16 protein-coding genes, 1 other RNA gene and 1 riboswitch are annotated in these 18,737 nt (G+C 60.7%); of the genes, 10 read left to right on the forward strand and 7 right to left on the reverse strand.

From position 1 onward, the window contains the following. Window positions 1-102: 102 nt before the first annotated feature. A complete protein-coding gene (locus tag ACR0E6_RS19930) occupies window positions 103-972 on the reverse strand; it encodes a TauD/TfdA dioxygenase family protein (protein ID WP_480586558.1) in 870 nt (289 codons plus the stop codon). Window positions 973-1,003: 31 nt separating this feature from the next. Then, on the reverse strand, window positions 1,004-2,761 hold the full coding sequence (locus ACR0E6_RS19935; protein ID WP_480586560.1) for a DNA polymerase III subunit gamma/tau: 1,758 nt from the start codon (window positions 2,759-2,761) through the stop codon (window positions 1,004-1,006). Window positions 2,762-2,934: 173 nt separating this feature from the next. Between ACR0E6_RS19935 and ACR0E6_RS19940 the strand changes: the two genes are divergently transcribed. Beyond that, the gene (locus tag ACR0E6_RS19940) at window positions 2,935-3,447 is read left to right on the forward strand and encodes a protein-tyrosine phosphatase family protein (RefSeq protein WP_480586563.1); all 513 of its coding nucleotides are present in this window, start codon (window positions 2,935-2,937) and stop codon (window positions 3,445-3,447) included. Here ACR0E6_RS19940 and ACR0E6_RS19945 read toward each other — a convergent pair. After that, a complete protein-coding gene (locus ACR0E6_RS19945; RefSeq protein ID WP_480586566.1) occupies window positions 3,439-3,846 on the reverse strand; it encodes a hypothetical protein in 408 nt (135 codons plus the stop codon). The genes ACR0E6_RS19940 and ACR0E6_RS19945 overlap by 9 nt on opposite strands. A gap of 87 nt (window positions 3,847-3,933) precedes the next feature. After that, a riboswitch (cobalamin riboswitch) is annotated at window positions 3,934-4,154 on the reverse strand. A 158-nt stretch (window positions 4,155-4,312) separates the two neighbouring features. On the opposite strand from ACR0E6_RS19945, the gene ACR0E6_RS19950 reads away from it, so the two are divergent. Further along, window positions 4,313-5,170 carry an alpha/beta hydrolase family protein gene (locus ACR0E6_RS19950; RefSeq protein ID WP_480586569.1) on the forward strand — a complete coding sequence of 286 codons (858 nt, stop codon included), beginning with the start codon at window positions 4,313-4,315 and terminating at the stop codon, window positions 5,168-5,170. A gap of 29 nt (window positions 5,171-5,199) precedes the next feature. On the opposite strand, the gene ffs is transcribed toward ACR0E6_RS19950, so the two are convergent. Both ffs and ACR0E6_RS19960 read right to left on the reverse strand, forming a co-directional pair. After that, an RNA gene (gene ffs, locus ACR0E6_RS19955) (signal recognition particle sRNA small type) lies at window positions 5,200-5,298 on the reverse strand. A gap of 39 nt (window positions 5,299-5,337) precedes the next feature. Then, window positions 5,338-7,215 (reverse strand): bifunctional 2',3'-cyclic-nucleotide 2'-phosphodiesterase/3'-nucleotidase, encoded by a 1,878-nt coding sequence (locus ACR0E6_RS19960; RefSeq protein ID WP_480586572.1) that lies wholly within the window; start codon window positions 7,213-7,215, stop codon window positions 5,338-5,340. Window positions 7,216-7,397: 182 nt separating this feature from the next. Here ACR0E6_RS19960 and nudC point away from each other — a divergent pair, with 182 nt between their 5' ends. Together nudC and ACR0E6_RS19970 are read left to right on the forward strand one after the other, a co-directional pair. Beyond that, complete coding sequence (gene nudC, locus ACR0E6_RS19965) at window positions 7,398-8,381, forward strand: NAD(+) diphosphatase (protein ID WP_480586631.1); 984 nt, start codon at window positions 7,398-7,400, stop codon at window positions 8,379-8,381. A gap of 33 nt (window positions 8,382-8,414) precedes the next feature. Next, window positions 8,415-8,882, forward strand: a complete 468-nt coding sequence (locus tag ACR0E6_RS19970; protein WP_170455105.1) for an SRPBCC family protein — start codon at window positions 8,415-8,417, stop codon at window positions 8,880-8,882. Between the two features lie 53 nt (window positions 8,883-8,935). On the opposite strand, the gene ACR0E6_RS19975 is transcribed toward ACR0E6_RS19970, so the two are convergent. Further along, window positions 8,936-9,769 carry a prephenate dehydratase gene (locus tag ACR0E6_RS19975; RefSeq protein WP_170455103.1) on the reverse strand — a complete coding sequence of 278 codons (834 nt, stop codon included), beginning with the start codon at window positions 9,767-9,769 and terminating at the stop codon, window positions 8,936-8,938. A 120-nt stretch (window positions 9,770-9,889) separates the two neighbouring features. Here ACR0E6_RS19975 and ACR0E6_RS19980 point away from each other — a divergent pair, with 120 nt between their 5' ends. From ACR0E6_RS19980 to ACR0E6_RS20005, 6 genes are all read left to right on the forward strand, one after another. Further along, a complete protein-coding gene (locus ACR0E6_RS19980) occupies window positions 9,890-10,405 on the forward strand; it encodes a c-type cytochrome (RefSeq protein ID WP_170455395.1) in 516 nt (171 codons plus the stop codon). A gap of 170 nt (window positions 10,406-10,575) precedes the next feature. Further along, on the forward strand, window positions 10,576-12,486 hold the full coding sequence (locus tag ACR0E6_RS19985; protein WP_480586576.1) for an extracellular solute-binding protein: 1,911 nt from the start codon (window positions 10,576-10,578) through the stop codon (window positions 12,484-12,486). A gap of 1 nt (window position 12,487) precedes the next feature. After that, window positions 12,488-13,585, forward strand: a complete 1,098-nt coding sequence (locus ACR0E6_RS19990; protein WP_170524023.1) for a microcin C ABC transporter permease YejB — start codon at window positions 12,488-12,490, stop codon at window positions 13,583-13,585. Continuing rightward, a complete protein-coding gene (locus tag ACR0E6_RS19995; protein ID WP_170634351.1) occupies window positions 13,586-14,692 on the forward strand; it encodes an ABC transporter permease in 1,107 nt (368 codons plus the stop codon). Further along, window positions 14,689-15,006: a hypothetical protein gene (locus tag ACR0E6_RS20000; protein WP_480586579.1), complete on the forward strand. Its 318-nt coding sequence runs from the start codon at window positions 14,689-14,691 to the stop codon at window positions 15,004-15,006. The genes ACR0E6_RS19995 and ACR0E6_RS20000 overlap by 4 nt, the downstream gene beginning before the upstream one ends. Then, window positions 15,003-16,586 (forward strand): ABC transporter ATP-binding protein, encoded by a 1,584-nt coding sequence (locus ACR0E6_RS20005; protein WP_170737913.1) that lies wholly within the window; start codon window positions 15,003-15,005, stop codon window positions 16,584-16,586. Before ACR0E6_RS20000 ends, ACR0E6_RS20005 begins: the two co-directional genes overlap by 4 nt. 19 nt (window positions 16,587-16,605) lie before the next feature. Here ACR0E6_RS20005 and ACR0E6_RS20010 read toward each other — a convergent pair whose 3' ends face one another. After that, the gene (locus ACR0E6_RS20010) at window positions 16,606-18,534 is read right to left on the reverse strand and encodes an elongation factor G (RefSeq protein ID WP_480586582.1); all 1,929 of its coding nucleotides are present in this window, start codon (window positions 18,532-18,534) and stop codon (window positions 16,606-16,608) included. Window positions 18,535-18,737: the final 203 nt, after the last annotated feature.

The raw sequence follows: 18,737 nt of genomic DNA on the forward strand, positions 1-18,737 counted from the left end.
GCGCGCAGGCCTTGCCCGCGCGCTGCCGGGCCCAAGGCCGCTCAGGGGCATCGGCGTCAGCCGATGGCCCGTGGCGGGCGCGGGAGTGTTCCGGGCTTCGCGTTACACCACGCGCACGCGGTCCAGCCCGTCCGTTTCGGTTACGGAACAGCAGATCGACCGCAATGTGCGCGGATGGTTGTAATCCCAAGGCCGCCCACGGTGCAGCGTCGCCCGCTCGTCCCAGATCAGGACGTCGCCCGCGGTCCATTGATGCGAATAGACATATTCGGGCCGGGTGCAAAAGGCGATGGCCTCGTCCAGAATGGCCTGGCTTTCCTTGTGCCCCAGCCCTTCGATGGCGAAGGCGTGGGATGCTATGAACAGGGCCTCTTCGCCCGTCACGGGGTTCGGCCAGATTGCCCGCCAGGGCCGATCGGGCCAGCGGGTCATCCGGGGCAGGGCTGCCAGATCGGCATCGATTTTCATGCGGGAATGCGACAGCCTGTGCCAGATGATGGCGTCTTGCAGCGGTTCTTTCAGGTGGCCGGGCATCTCGGCCCAGGCGGCGCGTGTCGAGGCAAGTTCCGTCTCGCCGCCGCTGGGTGGGACCACGAGGGCGGTCAGAATATTGATCAGAGCAGGGGTAGGCAGGAACGTGCTGTCCGTGTGCCACAGCATATTGGCCTGCAAATCCAGCAGGCGCAGATCATCGCGGGCTCGCAAGCCGTCCTCTGTCTGATTGGACAGTTCCGACACCTGAAACTCCACATCGCGCCCCGCCGCCATTTGTTCGCGATTTTCCAGCGGACCAAACAGTTCACCCAGACGCATGTGATCGTCATCCGAGATGCTCTGCCCCGGAAAAAGCAGAGCGGAATGCGTTTCAAACGCATGCCGGATCTGGGGGTAGAGATAATCCTGCGTGACCTCGCGCAGGTCGACGTCATGAACAATCAGGCCGAATTTGGGGTGCAGCGGGGTTGTGCGCATCAGGCTCCTCGGTCATGGGGCGGGGGTCGAGTTAATCCTCTTCGAACGGGTCCCATTCATCCTCGACCTCTGGCAGGGCTTCGGTTTCGACCTGTGCCGCGCGTTGTTCGGGGGTTTCTATTCTGGTGATCTTGGCCTTTGGGAAATGTGCCAGCACGGCCTGAACCAGCGGGTGTTCCGAGGCTTCTTCTTTCAGCGCCAGTTCCGCCCTGTCGCGAATCTCGGCAATCGTCGGCGCGTCGCCATCGGACACAATCGACACGGCCCAGCGATTGCCTGTCCACCGCTGCAGGGCCGAGCCCAACCGTGGGGCCAGATCCGTCGGGGCTTGCGGCGCAGGCGTAAACTCGATGCGTCCCGGCTGATAGGAAACCAGCCGCACGCCGTTTTCGACCTCGACCAACAGTTTCACATCACGGTTGACGCGGATCAGTTCGACCACGTGATCGAAACTGGGATAGCGCGCCAAAGCGGCCTGCGTGTCCTGGGCCAGCGCCGCGACCGGAGCACCCCCTGCCCCGCGAGGCGCAGGCGTATAGGTCGGTGCTGCGCGCGCTTCAACCGGTGCAGTGCCGTTGCCGTGGATCGGCATACCGCCGCCCGGTCCGCCATTTGGTGGCGCAGGTGCATCCTGCAGACGTTTGATCAGTTCTTCCGGACTGGGCAGGTCGGCCACATGGGTCAGACGGATCACTGCCATTTCGGCGGCCATCATGGCGTTGGGGGCGGCCGAGACCTCCTCCAGCGCCTTCAACAGCATTTGCCACATGCGGGTCAGCACACGCATGGGCAGGGCGTCGGCCATCTGCTGGCCACGGGCGCGCTCATCAGGGGATACTGTCGGATCCTCGGCTGCGTCCGGCGTGATTTTGACGACCGAGACCCAATGGGTGATCTCGGCCAGATCGCGCAGCACCGCCAGCGGGTCGGCCCCTTCGGCATATTGCGCGCTAAGCTCGGTCAGGGCCCCGGCGGCATCGCCGCGCAGGATCATATCCATCAGGTCCAGCACCCGGCCACGGTCGGCCAGCCCCAGCATGGCGCGCACCTGGTCGGCGGTGGTTTCGCCTGCGCCGTGAGAAATCGCCTGATCCAACAGTGAGGTTGCGTCGCGGGCAGACCCCTCGGCCGCGCGGGTGATCAAGGCCAGCGCGTCCTCGGCAATCTCGGCCCCTTCGGCGCTGGCGATCTTTTGCAGCAGACCGATCATATCTTCGGGCTCGATCCGGCGCAGGTCGAAGCGCTGGCAGCGGGACAGGACCGTGACCGGCACCTTGCGAATCTCGGTGGTCGCGAAGATGAACTTCACATGTTCGGGCGGCTCCTCCAGCGTCTTGAGCAGCGCGTTGAAGGCGCTGGTCGAGAGCATGTGAACCTCATCGATGATATAGATCTTATAGCGGGCCGAGGCGGCGCGGTAGCGGACGCTGTCGATGATCTCGCGAATATCATTGACGCCGGTACGGCTGGCGGCGTCCATCTCCATCACGTCGACATGGCGGCCCTCCATGATCGCGGTGCAATGCTCGCAGACGCCACAGGGCTCAGTCGTTGGACCGCCACTTCCGTCCGGGCCGATGCAGTTCATACCTTTGGCGATGATCCGCGCCGTGGTCGTCTTGCCGGTGCCGCGGATGCCGGTCATGACAAAGGCCTGGGCGATCCGGTCGGCTTCGAACGCATTTTTCAGCGTGCGCACCATGGCATCCTGACCCACCAGATCAGCAAAGGTTTCCGGACGGTATTTGCGGGCGAGAACCTGATAGGCGGGGCTGTCTGTGTCGGTCATGTCTGCTCTGGCGGATTCGGGACGTCGTCGCAGCGTAGTGGTCGCTGCAGCCCGCGTCCACCGCAGGGTCGGCGAAATTTGGTTTGGAAAGACCCGAGATCGGCGTAAACTGGAATCTCAGTATTTTTGAAGCACATTTTAAAAGCAGGCTTGGGTTTGGGAGGAAATCTTTGATGTCGCAACTGGTCGTCTACGCGCTGCAAGTCGGAGGCGGAACACTTGCGGTGACCTCGATGCCGGGACGCGGCGGAGATTATGCGGGCGATCTGGATACAATCGCGGATTGGAAACCCGGTCTTGTGATCTCGATGACCACGGAAGTTGAGATGTTGCAGGACGGGGCCCGGACCTTTGGCAGTGACATTCAGGGCCGCGCCAGCCGATGGGTTCATTTGCCGGTCGAGGATTTTGGCGCTCCGCCGCGCGCCGTTCAGGATCGGTGGGGGTCGGTCAGCGCATCGGCGCGGCAGGCTTTGTCCGGCGGTGGCCGGGTGCTGGTGCATTGCCGGGGTGGGTGCGGGCGATCCGGTATGGTGGTCTTGCGCCTGATGCTGGAATGCGGGGAACCGGCAGACAAGGCGCTGGCCCGGTTGCGGGCCCTGCGCCCCTGCGCGGTGGAAACCGACGAGCAGATGGCATGGGCCACGAATGCGACCCACGCAGCTTTGGATGCGCGTTCAGGCTGATACCCGTGCCGGTTCCTGCACTGGTCTTGAAGGCCTCAGGGCCAAGACCTCAAGCATGGCGCAAGGCGTTCTTGGCAAGGCCCCGGACGGAAGGGCCGCGCATGTTTCGTTAAAAATCAGGTCGGCATAGGTATCCAGCGTTTGGATCGGCGTGTCCGCCTCGGTCCCGCAGAAGATGCGTATCTGTTCTGGTCCGGCGCGAAAGCGGGCCATGCACCCTTGCGCGCAATGCGTCAGGTCGCTGCTGCCTTCGATTTCGAATCGTTCGCTGGTGACGTGGTCGGCCTTGTTCATCGCCTCTGCCAGCGCGCGTGCCATGCGCGCCATTGCGGGGCAGGGCCCGCCTGTGCGTTGGCAAATGGTCGCCACGTATTCGTGGGTTTTTGTCTTCCAGATCATCCTGCTCCCTCCGCGCGGCGGACGGGGACGTTGGCAGGCGTTTCAGCTATGCGCTGTCAGGACCTGCCCGGACACCCCGCCCGAGTTTCGGTTACGTTGATGATGGCAGGTCTCCTGACTTGCGGGTCGTTGCTTTGCCGACCTTCCCAGCCTTTCGGCCAGTGGCATTCCGGCATCGCTTACCGCTTACAGTTGCGGGGGCAGTCGCGGCCTTGGTTCGTTCCGGTTTGACCGGGCAGAACCGCACCGTGTTCCCTTTTCATCCCGACCTATTGTGTGGATCGGAAACCATCACACAACCGCTAGCGTCTGTTCGCGTTCTGAGTCAAGCGGGGTTTTGGGGGTCACGTACACATGCCTTGTGCCGGGCGACGTGTGGTCAAGTGGCAGCAGGGTTGACTCGGCTGCGGGTTGTTGTGCCTCTTGGGCAGGTAAACCGATTGGTTCAGAAAGGCCCACAGGTTCGATGTTGGACACGCAGCAGCACGTGAAGATCGAGGATTTCCAGTTTCCCGCTGGTCCGGCGCAGCTGTCGGCGCGGCTGTATCGGCCTTTTACTGATCCCGAAACGGTGGTGGTACTGAACGGGGCGACCGGTGTGCCGCGCGACTACTACCAGCACTTTGCCCGGTGGTTGGCTGCCGAGCGTGGCATGGCCTGCCTGACGTATGACTATCGTGATTTCGGTCACTCTGTTTCCGGCCCCATGAGCGACTCGCAGGTCACGATGTCGGATTGGGCGCTGATCGATATGCCCGCAGCACGGGCCGAGATGCGCCGAAGGTTTCCCGACGCCCGGCAGTGGAGCATTGGTCATTCCGTCGGCGGAATGCTGGGGCCGATTCAGCCGGATATTGACCAGATCGACCGGATGATCTGTGTCTGCTCGGGGTTGGTGACGCTGTCCGATCACCCATGGCCCTATCGGGGGTTGGCCTGGGCGTTCTGGCATGGGCATGTACCGCTGCTTGTGAAAGCCCTGGGGTATCTGCCCGGTAAAGCCATTGGGTTCGGCGCCGATCTGCCGGGCTCTGTCTATTGGCAATGGCGCAGGTGGTGCACCGCGCCGCTGAATTATGTGCCTGAGATCGGGCAAAAACTGCCACCGGCGCGCTGGTCGGATCTGGGTGTTCCGGTGGATCTGTTCACCAGCGACGACGATCAGACCGTCCCGCCAAAAGCCGTATGGCGTCTGGCGGATCTGTATGGGCTGGGCGCGCGGCGGCACCTGTTGTCGCCCAAGGAGTTCGGAGTGAAAGAGATCGGCCATATCGGCGCATTTGCCCGCCGGAATTCGGCAATCTGGCCCCGTTTGGTTGCCTGATCGTGCTGATGAGCGGATACGTGGGGGAAAGGTGAGAGGTTGGACATCGACCCAAGCGGGGCTCGTTGTGGCTGCTTCCTTCCGGACCTGACCAGGTTGGCGAGGCGCTCGCCCGCGCCAACCTCTCAGCACTTGATATAGGGAAGCCTGGGGAAAATGACAACCCGTCAGAGTGTCAGCCGGATGCGTTCGAACCCCTGCGGGTCTGGGTCCAGAACGATAGGGTCGTAGTTCTGCAATTCGGGCAGGTACTTCAGCGCGCCGGGCCCTGTTCTAAGGATCACCTGAACCCCGACCTGCGGCGTGAACGAAAACGGATGAACCGCCTGAGACAGCGGGTCGGCGGGCAGGGTCCCGGTCAGATAATCGCGTAGGATTCGCTTGATATCTATTGCGGGCAGGTTGATCGGCTCAGCCGTTTCCACAAACGGGAAATGCCCGCCACCATTGGCGCGATAGTTGTTGAGCGCGACCACAAAATCCTGATTGGGGTCAAGCGTAGACCCGTCAATTCTGGCCTGCCGGATGCGGCGGTGAGAATTGTCGATCAACTGCCCCTGAGCGTCAAACCGGGCCGGGCAGGACAGGTCGATCTGGTAGGTCAGGCCAAAGAGAAGGTCGAAATTGTACCCAACCCGACCGGAGTCGATCAGATCGGTCTCGGCGTCGCGACGCAGGGTGTTGAAAAGACCCGCCGACATCTCAAGCCAGTCCAGCACCTGAGCGCCACTGACCTTCACCGCCCTCAGTTCGTTCGGAAAGACGTAAAGGTCCGCGATGTGGCGCAGGCACACCTCGCCCGCCGGGACATCGGTATAATAGCGCGGCCCGGACCGACCACCGCATTTATAGGGCGAAACGGCGGACAACATGGGCATATTGGCCAGTGGGGTGCCGGACAGATAGGGGCGCAAGGCGGCGGCCTGCGCCGAGGCCACCAGAGCCAGCCCCCGATCAACGGCGCAAAAGCTGAAAAAGCTGTGCATCGGTTGTGCGATTCGCGCCACCGGCTCGGCCATCTTGGTGCGGGTTCGGGCGTGCACGGGTGCAAAAAGCCGGACCATGTCGGGATCCTCTGGCGTTTCAGGGGTGGGTTTGGTCCGGCGAAGCGGTCTCAACGCGACCTGCTGGTCGATGACCTGCCACCCGAGATCGGCAGAGTGGCACAGGTTCAGATCAATCACGCCCAGGTGACTTCCTGCGGACCCGGGCATGACAACCGGTTTGCCATGGACCAATCCGGCCTCGGGGTCGACATGGGCCAGCCCCTGATGGTCGTTGCCGGGAAGGGTCAGATGCGTGTGCCCGGCCACGAGGGCGTCAACGTCGTCAATGGCGGCCAGCGGGATCACGGCATTCTCCAGCCCCGGTACATCCTGATCCTGACCGAGGCCGGAATGGGCCAGCGCGATGACCAGATCACACCCCGCCGATTTCAGAATCTGCACGGTGCGTCGCGCCGCGCTCAGACAGTCCTCGACCGTGATATCATGGCCCAGATGGTGCGCTTCCCATTGCGCGGTCTGAGGGGGCAGAACCGACAACACGCCCACGCGGATGGGAATGTCTTGCCCGTTCAGAGAAATCGATTGGTCAAGCACTGCATGGCCCTGCCAGCGTTGCGAACCCCCCGACCGGCGGCGCATATTGCTGCACAGGACAGGACATGGAGCCTGATCAAGAACAGTGTCCAGCACCTCCAACCCAAAGCCGAAATCGTGATTGCCAAGCCCGACGGCGTCATAGTGCAAGGCCGCAAACCCTTGCATCATTGGATGGCCGTCAGGGTCCTGTGCCGCCTGATCGCCCAGCGGCGTGCCCTGAAGCGCATCGCCATTGTCGAACAGCAAAACAAGCGCGCCGTCTGCTTCGGTTCGTGCTGCGCGGATCAGACTGGCGGTTCGCGTGAACCCAATTGTCGGGTCCGGCTGATCCGAGTAATAGTCGAAACCGGTCAGATTCATGTGCAGATCAGTTGTCGCGAGGATACGAATATGCACATCCGAACTTTCAGTTTGACCCGGTCTAAAAGTTCCAGTTTTCACTCTTGAATTCTACTATTGGATGCTGGTGCTAAATCAAAATCAACAATTGGTAGACTTAATGCCAATGTTTCCAGGCCTGTGCAAGCATTGCCTCTGGCCGCGCATGGCCCGGCACCGCGAAAGGCCATTGCAACGCCGGGGCAGTCATGGCAGCCCTGTCAGCAAAGCCGAAGGGGCAGGTGATGATAAATGCAGAACAGGTGACTTTCGGTGGCGCGGGTCTGAACCGTGCGGCCCATATTCGGGGCGACGCCGAGAAGTTGTCACAAGCACAAGGCGATCCGGCAGCCAGATGTGTTCTGCTGTGGCGCGGTAAACTGCTGGTGCAGGGTGACAGGCTGGATCGGTTGGCTTTGCAGCCCATGTCTCATCCCCTGATCACACGTGGACCCGGAGGGATTGTTTCTGCCCCGATCTTTCTGGGGCTGGATGCTTCAGATGCCCCTTTGTTTGCGCTGGATATTTCGAACTGGGCCGCCGAAGGGCTGGACCTGACCGGTGTTGGCGCGTTTGTCGACCGGACCGAACAGCAACATCCCGACCTGCCCGAAGGCCATGTCTTTGCCGAGCTGCGCCGGATCATGACTCGCCTGTCGCCCCTTGATGCCGAACTGGCGGCGACGGCCAAGGCGGTAATCGGCTGGCATGAAACGCATAAATTCTGCGCCAAATGCGGCGCGCCCAGTGAAATCTCGCAGGCCGGGTGGCAGCGCAGTTGCCCGACCTGCGGCGCGCAGCATTTTCCGCGTACGGACCCGGTCGTCATCATGCTGATCACCCATGGCGACGCGGTGCTGATGGGCCGCTCGCCCGGCTGGCCCGAGGGGATGTATTCACTGCTGGCCGGGTTTGTCGAACCGGGCGAAACGCTTGAGGCCGCCGTACGGCGCGAGGTGATGGAAGAGGCAGGCGTGCCGGTTGGCGCGGTCTCGTACCTGTCCAGCCAACCCTGGCCGTTTCCGGCCTCGCTGATGTTCGGCTGCGCGGGCGAGGCGCTGTCGCGTGACATCGTGATCGATCCGGTCGAGATTGAAGACGCGATGTGGGTCAGCAAAACGGAAATGATGCAGGCTTTCGCAGGCGAGCATCCGACCCTGCTGCCCGCTCGAAAAGGGGCCATCGCGCATTTTCTGTTGCAAAACTGGCTTGCGGACACGCTGGACTAAGGAAAAACTGGACAAAAGGCAGCAAAGGCAGACATGCAGTTTTCAGCGCGCGAAGATATCGAAGCTCCGATCAATTCGGTATTCGAAATGGTTGCCGATTTCGAACGGTTCGAGCGTATGGCCATGCGGCGCGGCATCGATGTTCGGCGCACAACCCAAGGCGTCCCGGTCGAGGCCGGCACCACTTGGGAGACCGAGTTCAAGCTGCGCGGCAAGCCGCGTCAGATGTCGGTTGTGATGACCGATTGCGACCGTCCTGCGCAGATGCGGTTCGAAGCCAACAGCAAAGGCATGAGCGGCATTACCACCGTTGATTTTCTGGCTCTGTCACAACGCAGAACCCGCCTGAGCGTCGAAATGTCCCTAAGCGCGAAATCCCTGCCTGCCCGCCTGCTTCTGCAATCAATGAAGCTGGGGCAGGCCCGTTTCCGCAAGCAGTTCCAAATCCGCTTGGGTGAGTTCGCCCGAGAGTTGGAGCAGCGCCATAAACACGGGGCTTAGGGCGCGGCTCAGGCGGCCCGTGTGCCACCCAGCCCGAACGGGACCGCCCTGCATCAACCGCGCGGTTGCGCTGCCGGGTAGACACCCAGGATCTCGACATTGGTTGTAAAGTGCTCAAGCTCGTCCATGGCCAGTTGCACGTTCCGGTCGTCCGGGTGCCCGACGATGTCTGCGTAGAACTGTGTCGCCGTGAACGAGCCATCCAGCATGTAGCTTTCCAGCTTGGTCATGTTGATGCCGTTGGTGGCAAAGCCGCCCATGGCCTTGTACAGCGCGGCCGGGATGTTGCGCACCTGAAACACGAAGCTGGTGATCATCTCATGCGCCCCCCGGCGCGACAGGTCGGCCTGGCGGGACATCAGCAAAAAGCGCGTGGTGTTGTCGCCGTGATCCTCGATATGGCGGGCCAAGACGTTCAGACCGTAAATCTCTCCGGCCAGTTCGCTGGCCAGCGCGGCGGAATGAATGTCACCGGCCTCGGACACTTCGCGCGCAGCACGTGCGTTATCGGGGCTGACGCGTCCGCGAATGTCGTGTTCGCGCAGGAACCCTGCACATTGGGGCAGCAGCACAAGATGCGAATGCGCCTCGGTAATGTCTTCCAGTTTTGCACCCGGCACAGCGAGCAGGTTGATATGCACCCGAACAAACGCCTCTTCGATGATATGCAGACCGCTGTGCGGCAACAGCCGGTGAATATCGGCCACCCGCCCGTAGGTCGTGTTTTCCACCGGCAGCATTGCCAGATCAGCCTCGCCCGAGCGGACCGATTCGATCACATCCTCGAAGGTGCGGCAGGGCAGGGCCTCCATTTCCGGGCGCGCGTTGCGGCAGGCCTCGTGACTGTAGGCGCCGGGTTCGCCTTGAAAAGCAATGCGATTGGTCATTTGGTCGTTTCCGTGCAACAAGTTCCAGAATTGGGCGTTTCGTCGCGGTGTCTATACCTTGCCTCTCGTCAGGGGAAGCCTTAGACACCTGCACAGACAGCTGAAATGGACACGCGATCAATGTTCGACACGATGACAGTTACCAAGGCCGCAGCAGGCCTGTTCGGCACTTTCCTGGTGCTGCTTCTTGCCAAGTGGGGTGGCGACATCCTTTACCATTCGCATGGTGGCCACGGTGATGCGCAGGCCGCATATATCATCGAAACCGAAAGTTCGGGCGAAAGCGCCGACGGCGAAGAGGTGGTATTCGAGGATCTGCTGGCCGCCGCCGACGTCGAAAAAGGCGCAAAAGTCTTCCGCAAGTGCACCGCGTGCCACAAGCTGGAAGATGGCGCAAACGGCACCGGCCCGTACCTGTACGGCGTAGTGGACCGTCCGCTGGGCACGGCCGAGGGCTTTGGCGGCTATTCGGCAGGCATGCTTGCGCATGGCGGGAACTGGACCCCCGAAGCGTTGGATGCCTTCCTGGAGCGCCCCAGCAACTATATCTCGGGCACGACCATGAGCTTTGCGGGCCTGAAAAAGCCGCAAGAGCGCGCGGATGTGATTGCTTACCTGCAGACCATCGGCAACTGATTGCCCTCACGAATGTGAAAATCCCAAAGCCGTTGCCTTGTGCAGCGGCTTTTTTTGTGCCGAAAATCTTCACAAAGCGTTCACGCATTCTAAACTTGAATCATCCAAGGCTGGCGATTTAGCTAGCTGAACCGACATAGAAGATGACAACGATCCAGAGGACGAGCCATATGAAACCCCTCCTGCCTGCTTCGCGCGAGATGACCGTTCGGCATTGGGGGGCGGTTTTGGGAATGATGGCAGCCACCGCTTTTGGATCGGTAGGAATTGCGCAGGCGAATGACGAGAACATCACGCGCAGCCACGGGTATTCCTACTTTGGAAATCTGGACTATCCGGCCGATTATCCGCATCTGAACTACGTCAATCCGGATGCGCCGAAAGGCGGAGAGTTGTCATTGGCGGCGTCTGGAACATTCGACTCGCTGAACCCTTATTCGCGCAAAGGCCGTAGCGGAGCCTTGACCACCATTCAGTATGATCGCCTGTTCGAAAGTGCAGATGACAGTGTGGGCCAGTATTATGGCGTCCTTGCGGAAAGCCTGGAATATGACGAAGGGCGAAACTACGTCATTTTCCACCTTCGGCCCGAGGCGATGTTCTGGGATGGCACGCCGGTTACGGCCGAGGATGTGGTTTACAGCCACCGTTTGTTCATCGAGCAGGGGTTGCCGTCATACGCGCAAGCGGTAGGGCGCATGGTCACGGGGGCCGAGGCGTTGGATGACTACACGGTCAAATTCACGTTTAACCCCGAGGTGACGCGGCGTAGTCTGATCGAAACCGTTGGGGCCACGCCGGTGTTTTCTAAAGCCTGGTTCGAGGCGGATGACTCGCGCCGTTTGGACGAACCCCGCCTGGAAGTGGCCGTTGGGTCGGGCCCGTATAAACTGGACAGCTACGACATTAATCGTCGGATCGTGTACAAACGGCGTGACGATTACTGGGGCAAGGATCTGCCATTCAATATAGGGCGAAACAACTTCGACACCATTCGCGTCGAATACTTCGCAGACCAGACCGCAGCCTTCGAAGGCTTCAAAGCCGGTGAATACACGATCCGGATCGAGAGCGATCCCAAGCTCTGGGCGACAAGCTATGATTTCCCCAAACTGACCGAAGGTTCGGTTGTGCAGGATGAGATCGCGGATGGCAGCCCTCCGACCCCGTCTGGTTTTGTGTTCAATCTGGGCAAACCTCAGTTTGAGGACAAAAACGTGCGCAAGGCGCTGGCGCTGGCCTTCAATTTCGAATGGGCAAACGAATCCCTGCTGTTCGGTCTGAACTCACCTCGCAGTTCTTTTGTCCAAGGCACGCCGTTGGAGGCGCAGGATGTTCCCACAGGGGATGAACTGGCGTTTCTGGAAACGCTGGGGGATGTCGTTCCTGCGGACTTTTTGTCCGAACCGGCGATCATGGCGCACGAATCCAATTCGGCGCGGCTGAATGACCGTCGCAATCTGCGCAAGGCGTCCCAGATGCTGGACGAAGCAGGATGGCCGGTTGGCGACGGCAACCTGCGCCGAAACGCCGAGGGGCAGACCCTGAAGGTGAATATCCCTTACCCATCGAATTTGCCCACATCGACAGCTACGATGATCGAAACCTATGTGCAGAACCTTCAGGCGCTGGGCGTTGATGCGTCGGCAGAAAAGGTCGATCCGGCCCAATACACCCTGCGCAGCCGGGAACGCGACTATGACATGGTGTATTCGACCCGGTATGGCACGTTCCTCTCGACCGGCGGCGGCTTGCTGCAGATGTACGGGTCCGAGGAAGCGGCCTTTAGCTTGTTCAACCCTGCGGGACTGGCAAGCCCGCTGGTTGATGCAATCATCAATGCGTCATTCGAGACGGACAATCAGGCAGATCAGGACACAGCCCTTATGGCGCTGGATCGGGCACTGCGGTATGAGTTCTTCGTAATCCCCGTGGGATACATCGCGGACTACTGGACGGCCTATTACGACATGTATGAATACCCGGAAAACCTGCCACCTTACTCGCTTGGTCATCTGGATTTGTGGTGGATCAACCCCGAGAAAGAAGCCGCGCTGAAAGCGAAAGGCGCGCTGCGTTAAGATGGGCGCCTATATTCTAAGACGCCTGCTTTTGGTCATCCCGACCTTGCTGGGCATCATGGTGGTCAACTTTACGCTGGTGCAGTTCGTGCCCGGCGGGCCGGTCGAACAGATCATTGCTCAGATCGAAGGGCAGGGGGACGTGTTCGCCGGGTTCGCAGGCGGCGGCGATGCAGGCGCCGGGGCCGAGCCTGCGGGCGGCGGTGTTTTTGACGACAAGTATGTCGGCGCTCGTGGCTTGCCGCCCGAATTCATCGCCGAACTGGAAAAGGAATTCGGCTTCGACAAGCCCCCGCTCGAACGGTTTCTGAGCATGATGGGCAACTACCTGACGCTGGATTTCGGCGAGAGCTATTTTCGTTCGATCAGCGTGATTGATCTGGTGCTGGAAAAGATGCCGGTTTCGATCTCGCTGGGCCTGTGGTCCACACTGATCGCTTATCTGGTGTCGATCCCGCTGGGTATTCGCAAGGCGGTCAAGGACGGCTCGACCTTCGATACATGGACCAGCGGCGCGATCATCGTGGCTTATGCGATCCCCGGCTTCCTGTTCGCCATTCTGCTGCTGGTGCTGTTCGCCGGTGGCTCATACTGGCAGATCTTCCCGCTGCGGGGGCTGACCTCGGACAATTGGGACAGCCTCAGCCTGATGGGCAAGATCGGAGATTATTTCTGGCATATCGCCCTGCCGATTATCGCCCTGACGATCTCGGCCTTTGCAACGCTGACGCTGCTGACGAAAAACTCGTTTCTGGATGAGATCAAGAAACAATACGTCATGACAGCCCGCGCCAAGGGTTTGGGTGAGCGGAAGGTTCTGTATGGCCACGTCTTCCGCAACGCGATGCTGATCGTGATCGCCGGGTTTCCCGCCGTTTTTATCGGCGTGTTCTTCGGTGGCTCGATCATTATCGAAACGATCTTCTCGCTGGACGGTCTGGGCCGTCTGGGCTTTGAGGCCGCCGTGGCGCGCGACTATCCGGTGATCTTTGGCACGCTGTTCATCTTTGGTCTGATGGGTTTGGTCGTCGGCATCATCAGCGATCTGATGTATGTACTGGTCGACCCGCGCATCGATTTTGAAAAGCGGGAGGGGTAGATGGCGCTTTCCCCCCTCAACCAGCGCCGCTGGCGCAATTTCCGGCGCAATGGCCGGGCCTTCTGGTCGCTGATCATCTTTTCTGTGCTGTTTGGCCTTTCGCTGTTTGCCGAGTTCATTGCCAATGACAAACCGATTCTGGTGAAATACCGGGGTGAGTTCTACACGCCGGTCTTCAATTTCTACGCCGAAACCGAGTTCGGCGGCGATTTCCAGACCGAAGCGATCTATCGCGACCCCGAGGTTATGTGCCTGATCGACAGCGGTGGTCTGGACGCGTGCTTTGACGACCCCGAAGGCATCATCGAACAGATCGATGCCGGAACCTTTCAGGCCGATGGGTTCGAGCGCGGCTGGGCCATCTGGCCCCTGATCCCCTATTCCTACAATACCAGCGTCGATCGCCCCGGCGCGGCCCCATTGCCGCCCAACGGGCAGAACCTGCTGGGTACGGACGACACGAAACGGGACGTTCTGGCCCGCGTCATCTACGGCTTCCGCCTGTCGATCCTGTTCACCCTGATCGTCACCGGCGCCGCCAGCCTGATCGGGATATTCGCCGGGGCCATTCAGGGCTTTTTCGGCGGTTGGCTGGATCTGATCTTCCAACGGATTATCGAGATCTGGTCGGCGACCCCGTCGCTTTATGTGATCATCATCATGTTCGCCATTCTGGGGCGAAGTTTCTGGCTGCTAGTGGCGTTGATGATCCTGTTCAGTTGGACCGGGCTTGTGGGCGTTGTGCGAGCCGAATTCCTGCGGGCGCGCAATCTGGAATATGTTCGTGCCGCACGCGCGCTGGGTGTGGGCAACATGACCATCATGTTCCGCCACATGCTGCCCAACGCAATGGTCGCCACGCTGACTTTCATGCCGTTCATCGTCACCGGCACCATCGGTGGTCTGGCGTCGCTGGATTTTCTGGGCTTCGGCCTGCCATCTTCGGCCCCTTCTCTGGGGGAACTGACCTTGCAGGCCAAACAGAATCTGCAGGCCCCATGGCTGGCCTTCACCGCGTTCTTCACCTTTGCCATCATGCTGTCGCTGCTGGTCTTCATTTTCGAAGGCGTCCGCGATGCGTTTGATCCCAGAAAGACGTTCTCATGACCGAAAAGGTGATCAACACGCCGGTGGAACGTCTCATCCTTGTCGCGGGGCTTGCCGCATTGGGATACATCGCTCTGGTGTTGGGTGGGCTTGGCTGGGATTTCTTCACAACGCACCCCCACGGCCCGTTTCAATTCGACGTCTTTGGCCTGATTTTCCTAGTGCTGTTCGGGCCGGGTACTGCCGTTCTGATCGCCAGCGCGGTCATCTTTGCAACGAAACGGTCTTTCCCAACATGGCTGCAGGTCGGCGCGATGCTCGGCGCGGTCTGGGTTGGTTTCATGCACGCAGCGCTTGAGGGGATCAGCACATGAAAACGTCGCTGTTGAATGTGCAGGACCTGAAAGTCTCGTTCCGGCAGGACGGTCAGGTATCAGCGGCCGTCAAAGGCGTGTCCTTCACCGTGGATCGGGGCGAAACTGTCGCCTTGGTGGGTGAATCCGGGTCGGGGAAATCCGTGACGGCCCTGTCCACGGTGTCCTTGCTGGGCGACAGCGCGATTGTCGAAGGCTCGGTGCAGTATGACGGGCAGGAGATGATCGGCGCGTCCGAGGACACGCTGATGGGCGTGCGCGGCAACGATATCAGCTTTATCTTTCAGGAGCCGATGACCTCGCTCAACCCGCTGCACACGATTCAGAAGCAGATGGCCGAGTCGCTGGCGCTGCATCAGGGGCTATCAGGCGATGCGGCGCGGGACCGGATTGTCGAGCTACTGACCAAGGTGGGTATCCGTGACCCCGAAGAACGTCTGGACAGCTATCCGCATCAACTGTCCGGCGGACAGCGGCAGCGTGTGATGATCGCGATGGCGCTGGCCAATAAGCCGGACATCCTGATCGCGGACGAGCCGACAACCGCGTTGGACGTCACCATTCAGGCGCAGATCCTCGAACTGCTGGCCGAATTGCAGAAATCCGAGAATATGGGGATGCTGTTCATCACCCATGATCTGGGGATCGTCCGTCGGATCGCGGATCGTGTTTGCGTGATGAAGGATGGCGAGATTGTTGAAACCGGTGTTACGGCTGAGATTTTCGACAACCCGCAACACCCCTATACGCGCAAGCTGCTGGCGGCTGAGCCTTCGGGCCACCCTGACCCTGTTGCACATGACGCAGAAGAGGTCGCGCGCACGGACCATCTGAAGGTCTGGTTCCCGATCCAGCGGGGTTTCCTGAAACGCACCGTGGGTCATGTGAAGGCGGTCAATGACGCCACGCTCAGCGTAAGGGCGGGCGAGACATTGGGGATCGTCGGCGAAAGTGGCTCGGGCAAGACCACATTGGCGCTGGCCATCATGCGGCTGATTGCGTCAGAAGGCGGCATTACCTTCCGCGACCAGAACGTCCGCCGCTGGTCCACGCGGCAGTTGCGGCGACTTCGCAAGGATATGCAGATCGTGTTTCAGGACCCGTTCGGCAGCCTCAGCCCGCGCATGACCTGCCAGCAGATCATCGCCGAGGGGCTGGCCATCCATAAGGTCGATCCCCATCGCGCCCCGCGCGAATTGGTGGCCGAAGTGATGACCGAAGTGGGCCTGGACCCGGCGTCGATGGATCGCTACCCGCATGAGTTCTCGGGCGGGCAACGTCAGCGCATCGCGATTGCGCGGGCCATGGTTTTGCGCCCGAAACTGCTGGTTCTGGACGAACCGACCAGCGCGCTGGACATGACGGTGCAGGTTCAGATCGTCGATTTGCTGCGCGATCTGCAGCGGAAATACGGGCTGGCCTATCTGTTCATCAGCCACGATCTGAAGGTTGTGCGCGCCATGTCCCATAATGTCGTCGTCATGCGCAACGGTGACGTGATCGAGATGGGCGCGGCAGAAGACCTGTTTGAAAACGCGCAAACAGACTATACGCGCGAGTTGATTGCGGCGGCGGGCTGACGCCCGCCCGACGCGTTTCTCAGGCGCTGGCCTTTTCCCGGTCGGCGGGTTTGGGAACCGGTCCGCGCAGCTCCTCATAATGATCAAAGCTGAGCTTGACCCAACCGGTCCCGCGCGTGGCGCTGGCGAGGGTGCGGTGTAGCTCATCCTGTGCAACGGCCGGAAGCTGCGCATTGAAGATCTCCCAGCCCGAGGCGTTTGGATTGCCCTCGAACCCCAGAACCTGCCCTTGCAGCGTGCTGATCGTGGGCACCAGATCGCCGACGAAATCCGACGGCAGGTGAATCTCGGCGGTCAGGATCGGTTGCAGGACCACGGGTTTGGCTTCGGGCAGGGCCTCGCGGACGGCGTTCTTGCCTGCGGTGCGGAAGGCATAGTCCGAACTGTCGACATTGTGGTGCTTTCCGTCGCTGAGTGTGACTTTGACATCCACAACCGGAAAGCCTTCGGGGCCCTGTACCAGCGCGTCCTTGGCCCCGTGTTCGACCGACGGGATATAGTTCTTCGGCACGGCCCCGCCCTTGACGATTTCCTCGAACTGAAAGCCCGACCCGCGCGGCAGCGGCGCGACCGAGATGACCACATCGGCAAATTGTCCGGCCCCGCCGGATTGCTTGCGGTGCCGATGCCGGTGTTCCACCTGCGTGCGGATGGTTTCGCGATAGGCGGTTTCAACCGCGCTGGTTTCGATTTCGATGCCGAAATCTTCTAACAGCTTCGCCGTCACCCGCCGCATATGCTGTGGCCCTTGCGAGCCCAGAACGGAATGACCGCTGAGTTCATCCTGCTCCATCTGAAGCCCCGGATCGATTTCGACCAGTCGGGTCAGGGCGTTGGACAGGCGCACGTCGTCGCGTTCATGCGCGGGCGAGACGATCTGCCGGTGCGCAACCGGGTGCGACGCGGCCCAATCCGGCAACGGTGTTGCCGCACGGCTGTCATAAATAAAACCGGGATTCAGGTGATCGGATTTGACCGCCAGACCGATCTGCCCGGCCTCCAACGCATTAATCTGGGTTTTCGCGTCCAGCGTGGTCAGGTTGCCCACGGTTTCGCCGCCCAACGCCTCATGCGCTTTGACGCCATCACCAAGGCCGCGCAGAACGGTGATCTTGCCGATATGTTTCTTCACATCGGCAAAGCCTGCGATTGCGCGGGCATTGTCTGCCGCTTCGTCACGCCCGGCGGCGATATCAAACTCAGGCGCCTCGTGCCGCAGGGCTTTCATCAACCGGGTCAGGCCATTGCCATGGCTTGCGGCCCCCAGACAGGCCGGGATCAACTGGTGGTTTTGCAGGACCTGCGCGGCGAGGTCATAGACCTCGGCGCTGGGGGGCTGCTTGTCCTCGATCAGTTGTTCTAACAGGTTGTCATCGAAATCGGACAGGGTTTCCAGCAATTCGGTGCGGGCCTCCTGCTCGCGATCCTCGACCGATTGCGGCAATTCGATCAGGGCCGAGGGTTGGCCTTCCTGATATTTCCACGCGCGTTCAGAAATCAGATCGACCGCGCCGATGATCGTTTCCCCTTCGCGGATCGGAACCTGGCGCAATGCGATGTGGTTGGTGCAATAGGTTTGCAGCGCCGCGATAATGTCGCGGATGCGGCCGTTGGGGTTGTCCATCCGGTTGATGAACAGAAAGCAGGGGATGCCGGCCTCTTCGACCAATCTCAGATACGGCGCACACAGCACAGCGGCGTCTGGATCGGGTGGCACGACGACGACTGCCGCGTCCGAGATTGCCATGGCCGGACCGACATAAGCCAGCGCATCGCCGCCGCCATCAACGTCAACCGCACACCATGGTTCGTCCAAGTAAGAAAAACCGTGCAAATGCACGGTTCCGGATACGTCGAATGTTGTGGGGCGCCCGTCGAGGCGGCTGATGGCCTCGACCAGAGTGGATTTGCCCGATTGACTGGGGCCCAGGACGGTGAAAACGCGCATATGTGCTGTCCCTCTTTCAGGTTGCAGAGTGGCTGCACGAATGAGGATGTCGAACGCAAAAGCGTCGGCACGGGATGTCTGCGAATTTACCTGCCTCGAATTGCGGACCAGTTTAACGGGCCACACCCCAAGTGTGGAGAAAACAGAAGCCTTGCGTCAAGCCCCTGTTCGAAATCTCGCGAGGCGGGCGGAAAAGCCGCCCG

Source organism: Ruegeria sp. AP12, assembly GCF_056540025.1.

Coding starts and splice junctions, on each gene's coding strand:
- ACR0E6_RS19930 (WP_480586558.1), bottom strand. CDS start 972: ATGCGCACAACCCCGCTGCACCCCAAATTCGGCCTGATTGTTCATGAC.
- ACR0E6_RS19935 (WP_480586560.1), bottom strand. CDS start 2,761: ATGACCGACACAGACAGCCCCGCCTATCAGGTTCTCGCCCGCAAATAC.
- ACR0E6_RS19940 (WP_480586563.1), top strand. CDS start 2,935: ATGTCGCAACTGGTCGTCTACGCGCTGCAAGTCGGAGGCGGAACACTT.
- ACR0E6_RS19945 (WP_480586566.1), bottom strand. CDS start 3,846: ATGATCTGGAAGACAAAAACCCACGAATACGTGGCGACCATTTGCCAA.
- ACR0E6_RS19950 (WP_480586569.1), top strand. CDS start 4,313: ATGTTGGACACGCAGCAGCACGTGAAGATCGAGGATTTCCAGTTTCCC.
- nudC (WP_480586631.1), top strand. CDS start 7,398: ATGATAAATGCAGAACAGGTGACTTTCGGTGGCGCGGGTCTGAACCGT.
- ACR0E6_RS19970 (WP_170455105.1), top strand. CDS start 8,415: ATGCAGTTTTCAGCGCGCGAAGATATCGAAGCTCCGATCAATTCGGTA.
- ACR0E6_RS19975 (WP_170455103.1), bottom strand. CDS start 9,769: ATGACCAATCGCATTGCTTTTCAAGGCGAACCCGGCGCCTACAGTCAC.
- ACR0E6_RS19980 (WP_170455395.1), top strand. CDS start 9,890: ATGTTCGACACGATGACAGTTACCAAGGCCGCAGCAGGCCTGTTCGGC.
- ACR0E6_RS19985 (WP_480586576.1), top strand. CDS start 10,576: ATGAAACCCCTCCTGCCTGCTTCGCGCGAGATGACCGTTCGGCATTGG.
- ACR0E6_RS19990 (WP_170524023.1), top strand. CDS start 12,488: ATGGGCGCCTATATTCTAAGACGCCTGCTTTTGGTCATCCCGACCTTG.
- ACR0E6_RS19995 (WP_170634351.1), top strand. CDS start 13,586: ATGGCGCTTTCCCCCCTCAACCAGCGCCGCTGGCGCAATTTCCGGCGC.
- ACR0E6_RS20000 (WP_480586579.1), top strand. CDS start 14,689: ATGACCGAAAAGGTGATCAACACGCCGGTGGAACGTCTCATCCTTGTC.
- ACR0E6_RS20005 (WP_170737913.1), top strand. CDS start 15,003: ATGAAAACGTCGCTGTTGAATGTGCAGGACCTGAAAGTCTCGTTCCGG.
- ACR0E6_RS20010 (WP_480586582.1), bottom strand. CDS start 18,534: ATGCGCGTTTTCACCGTCCTGGGCCCCAGTCAATCGGGCAAATCCACT.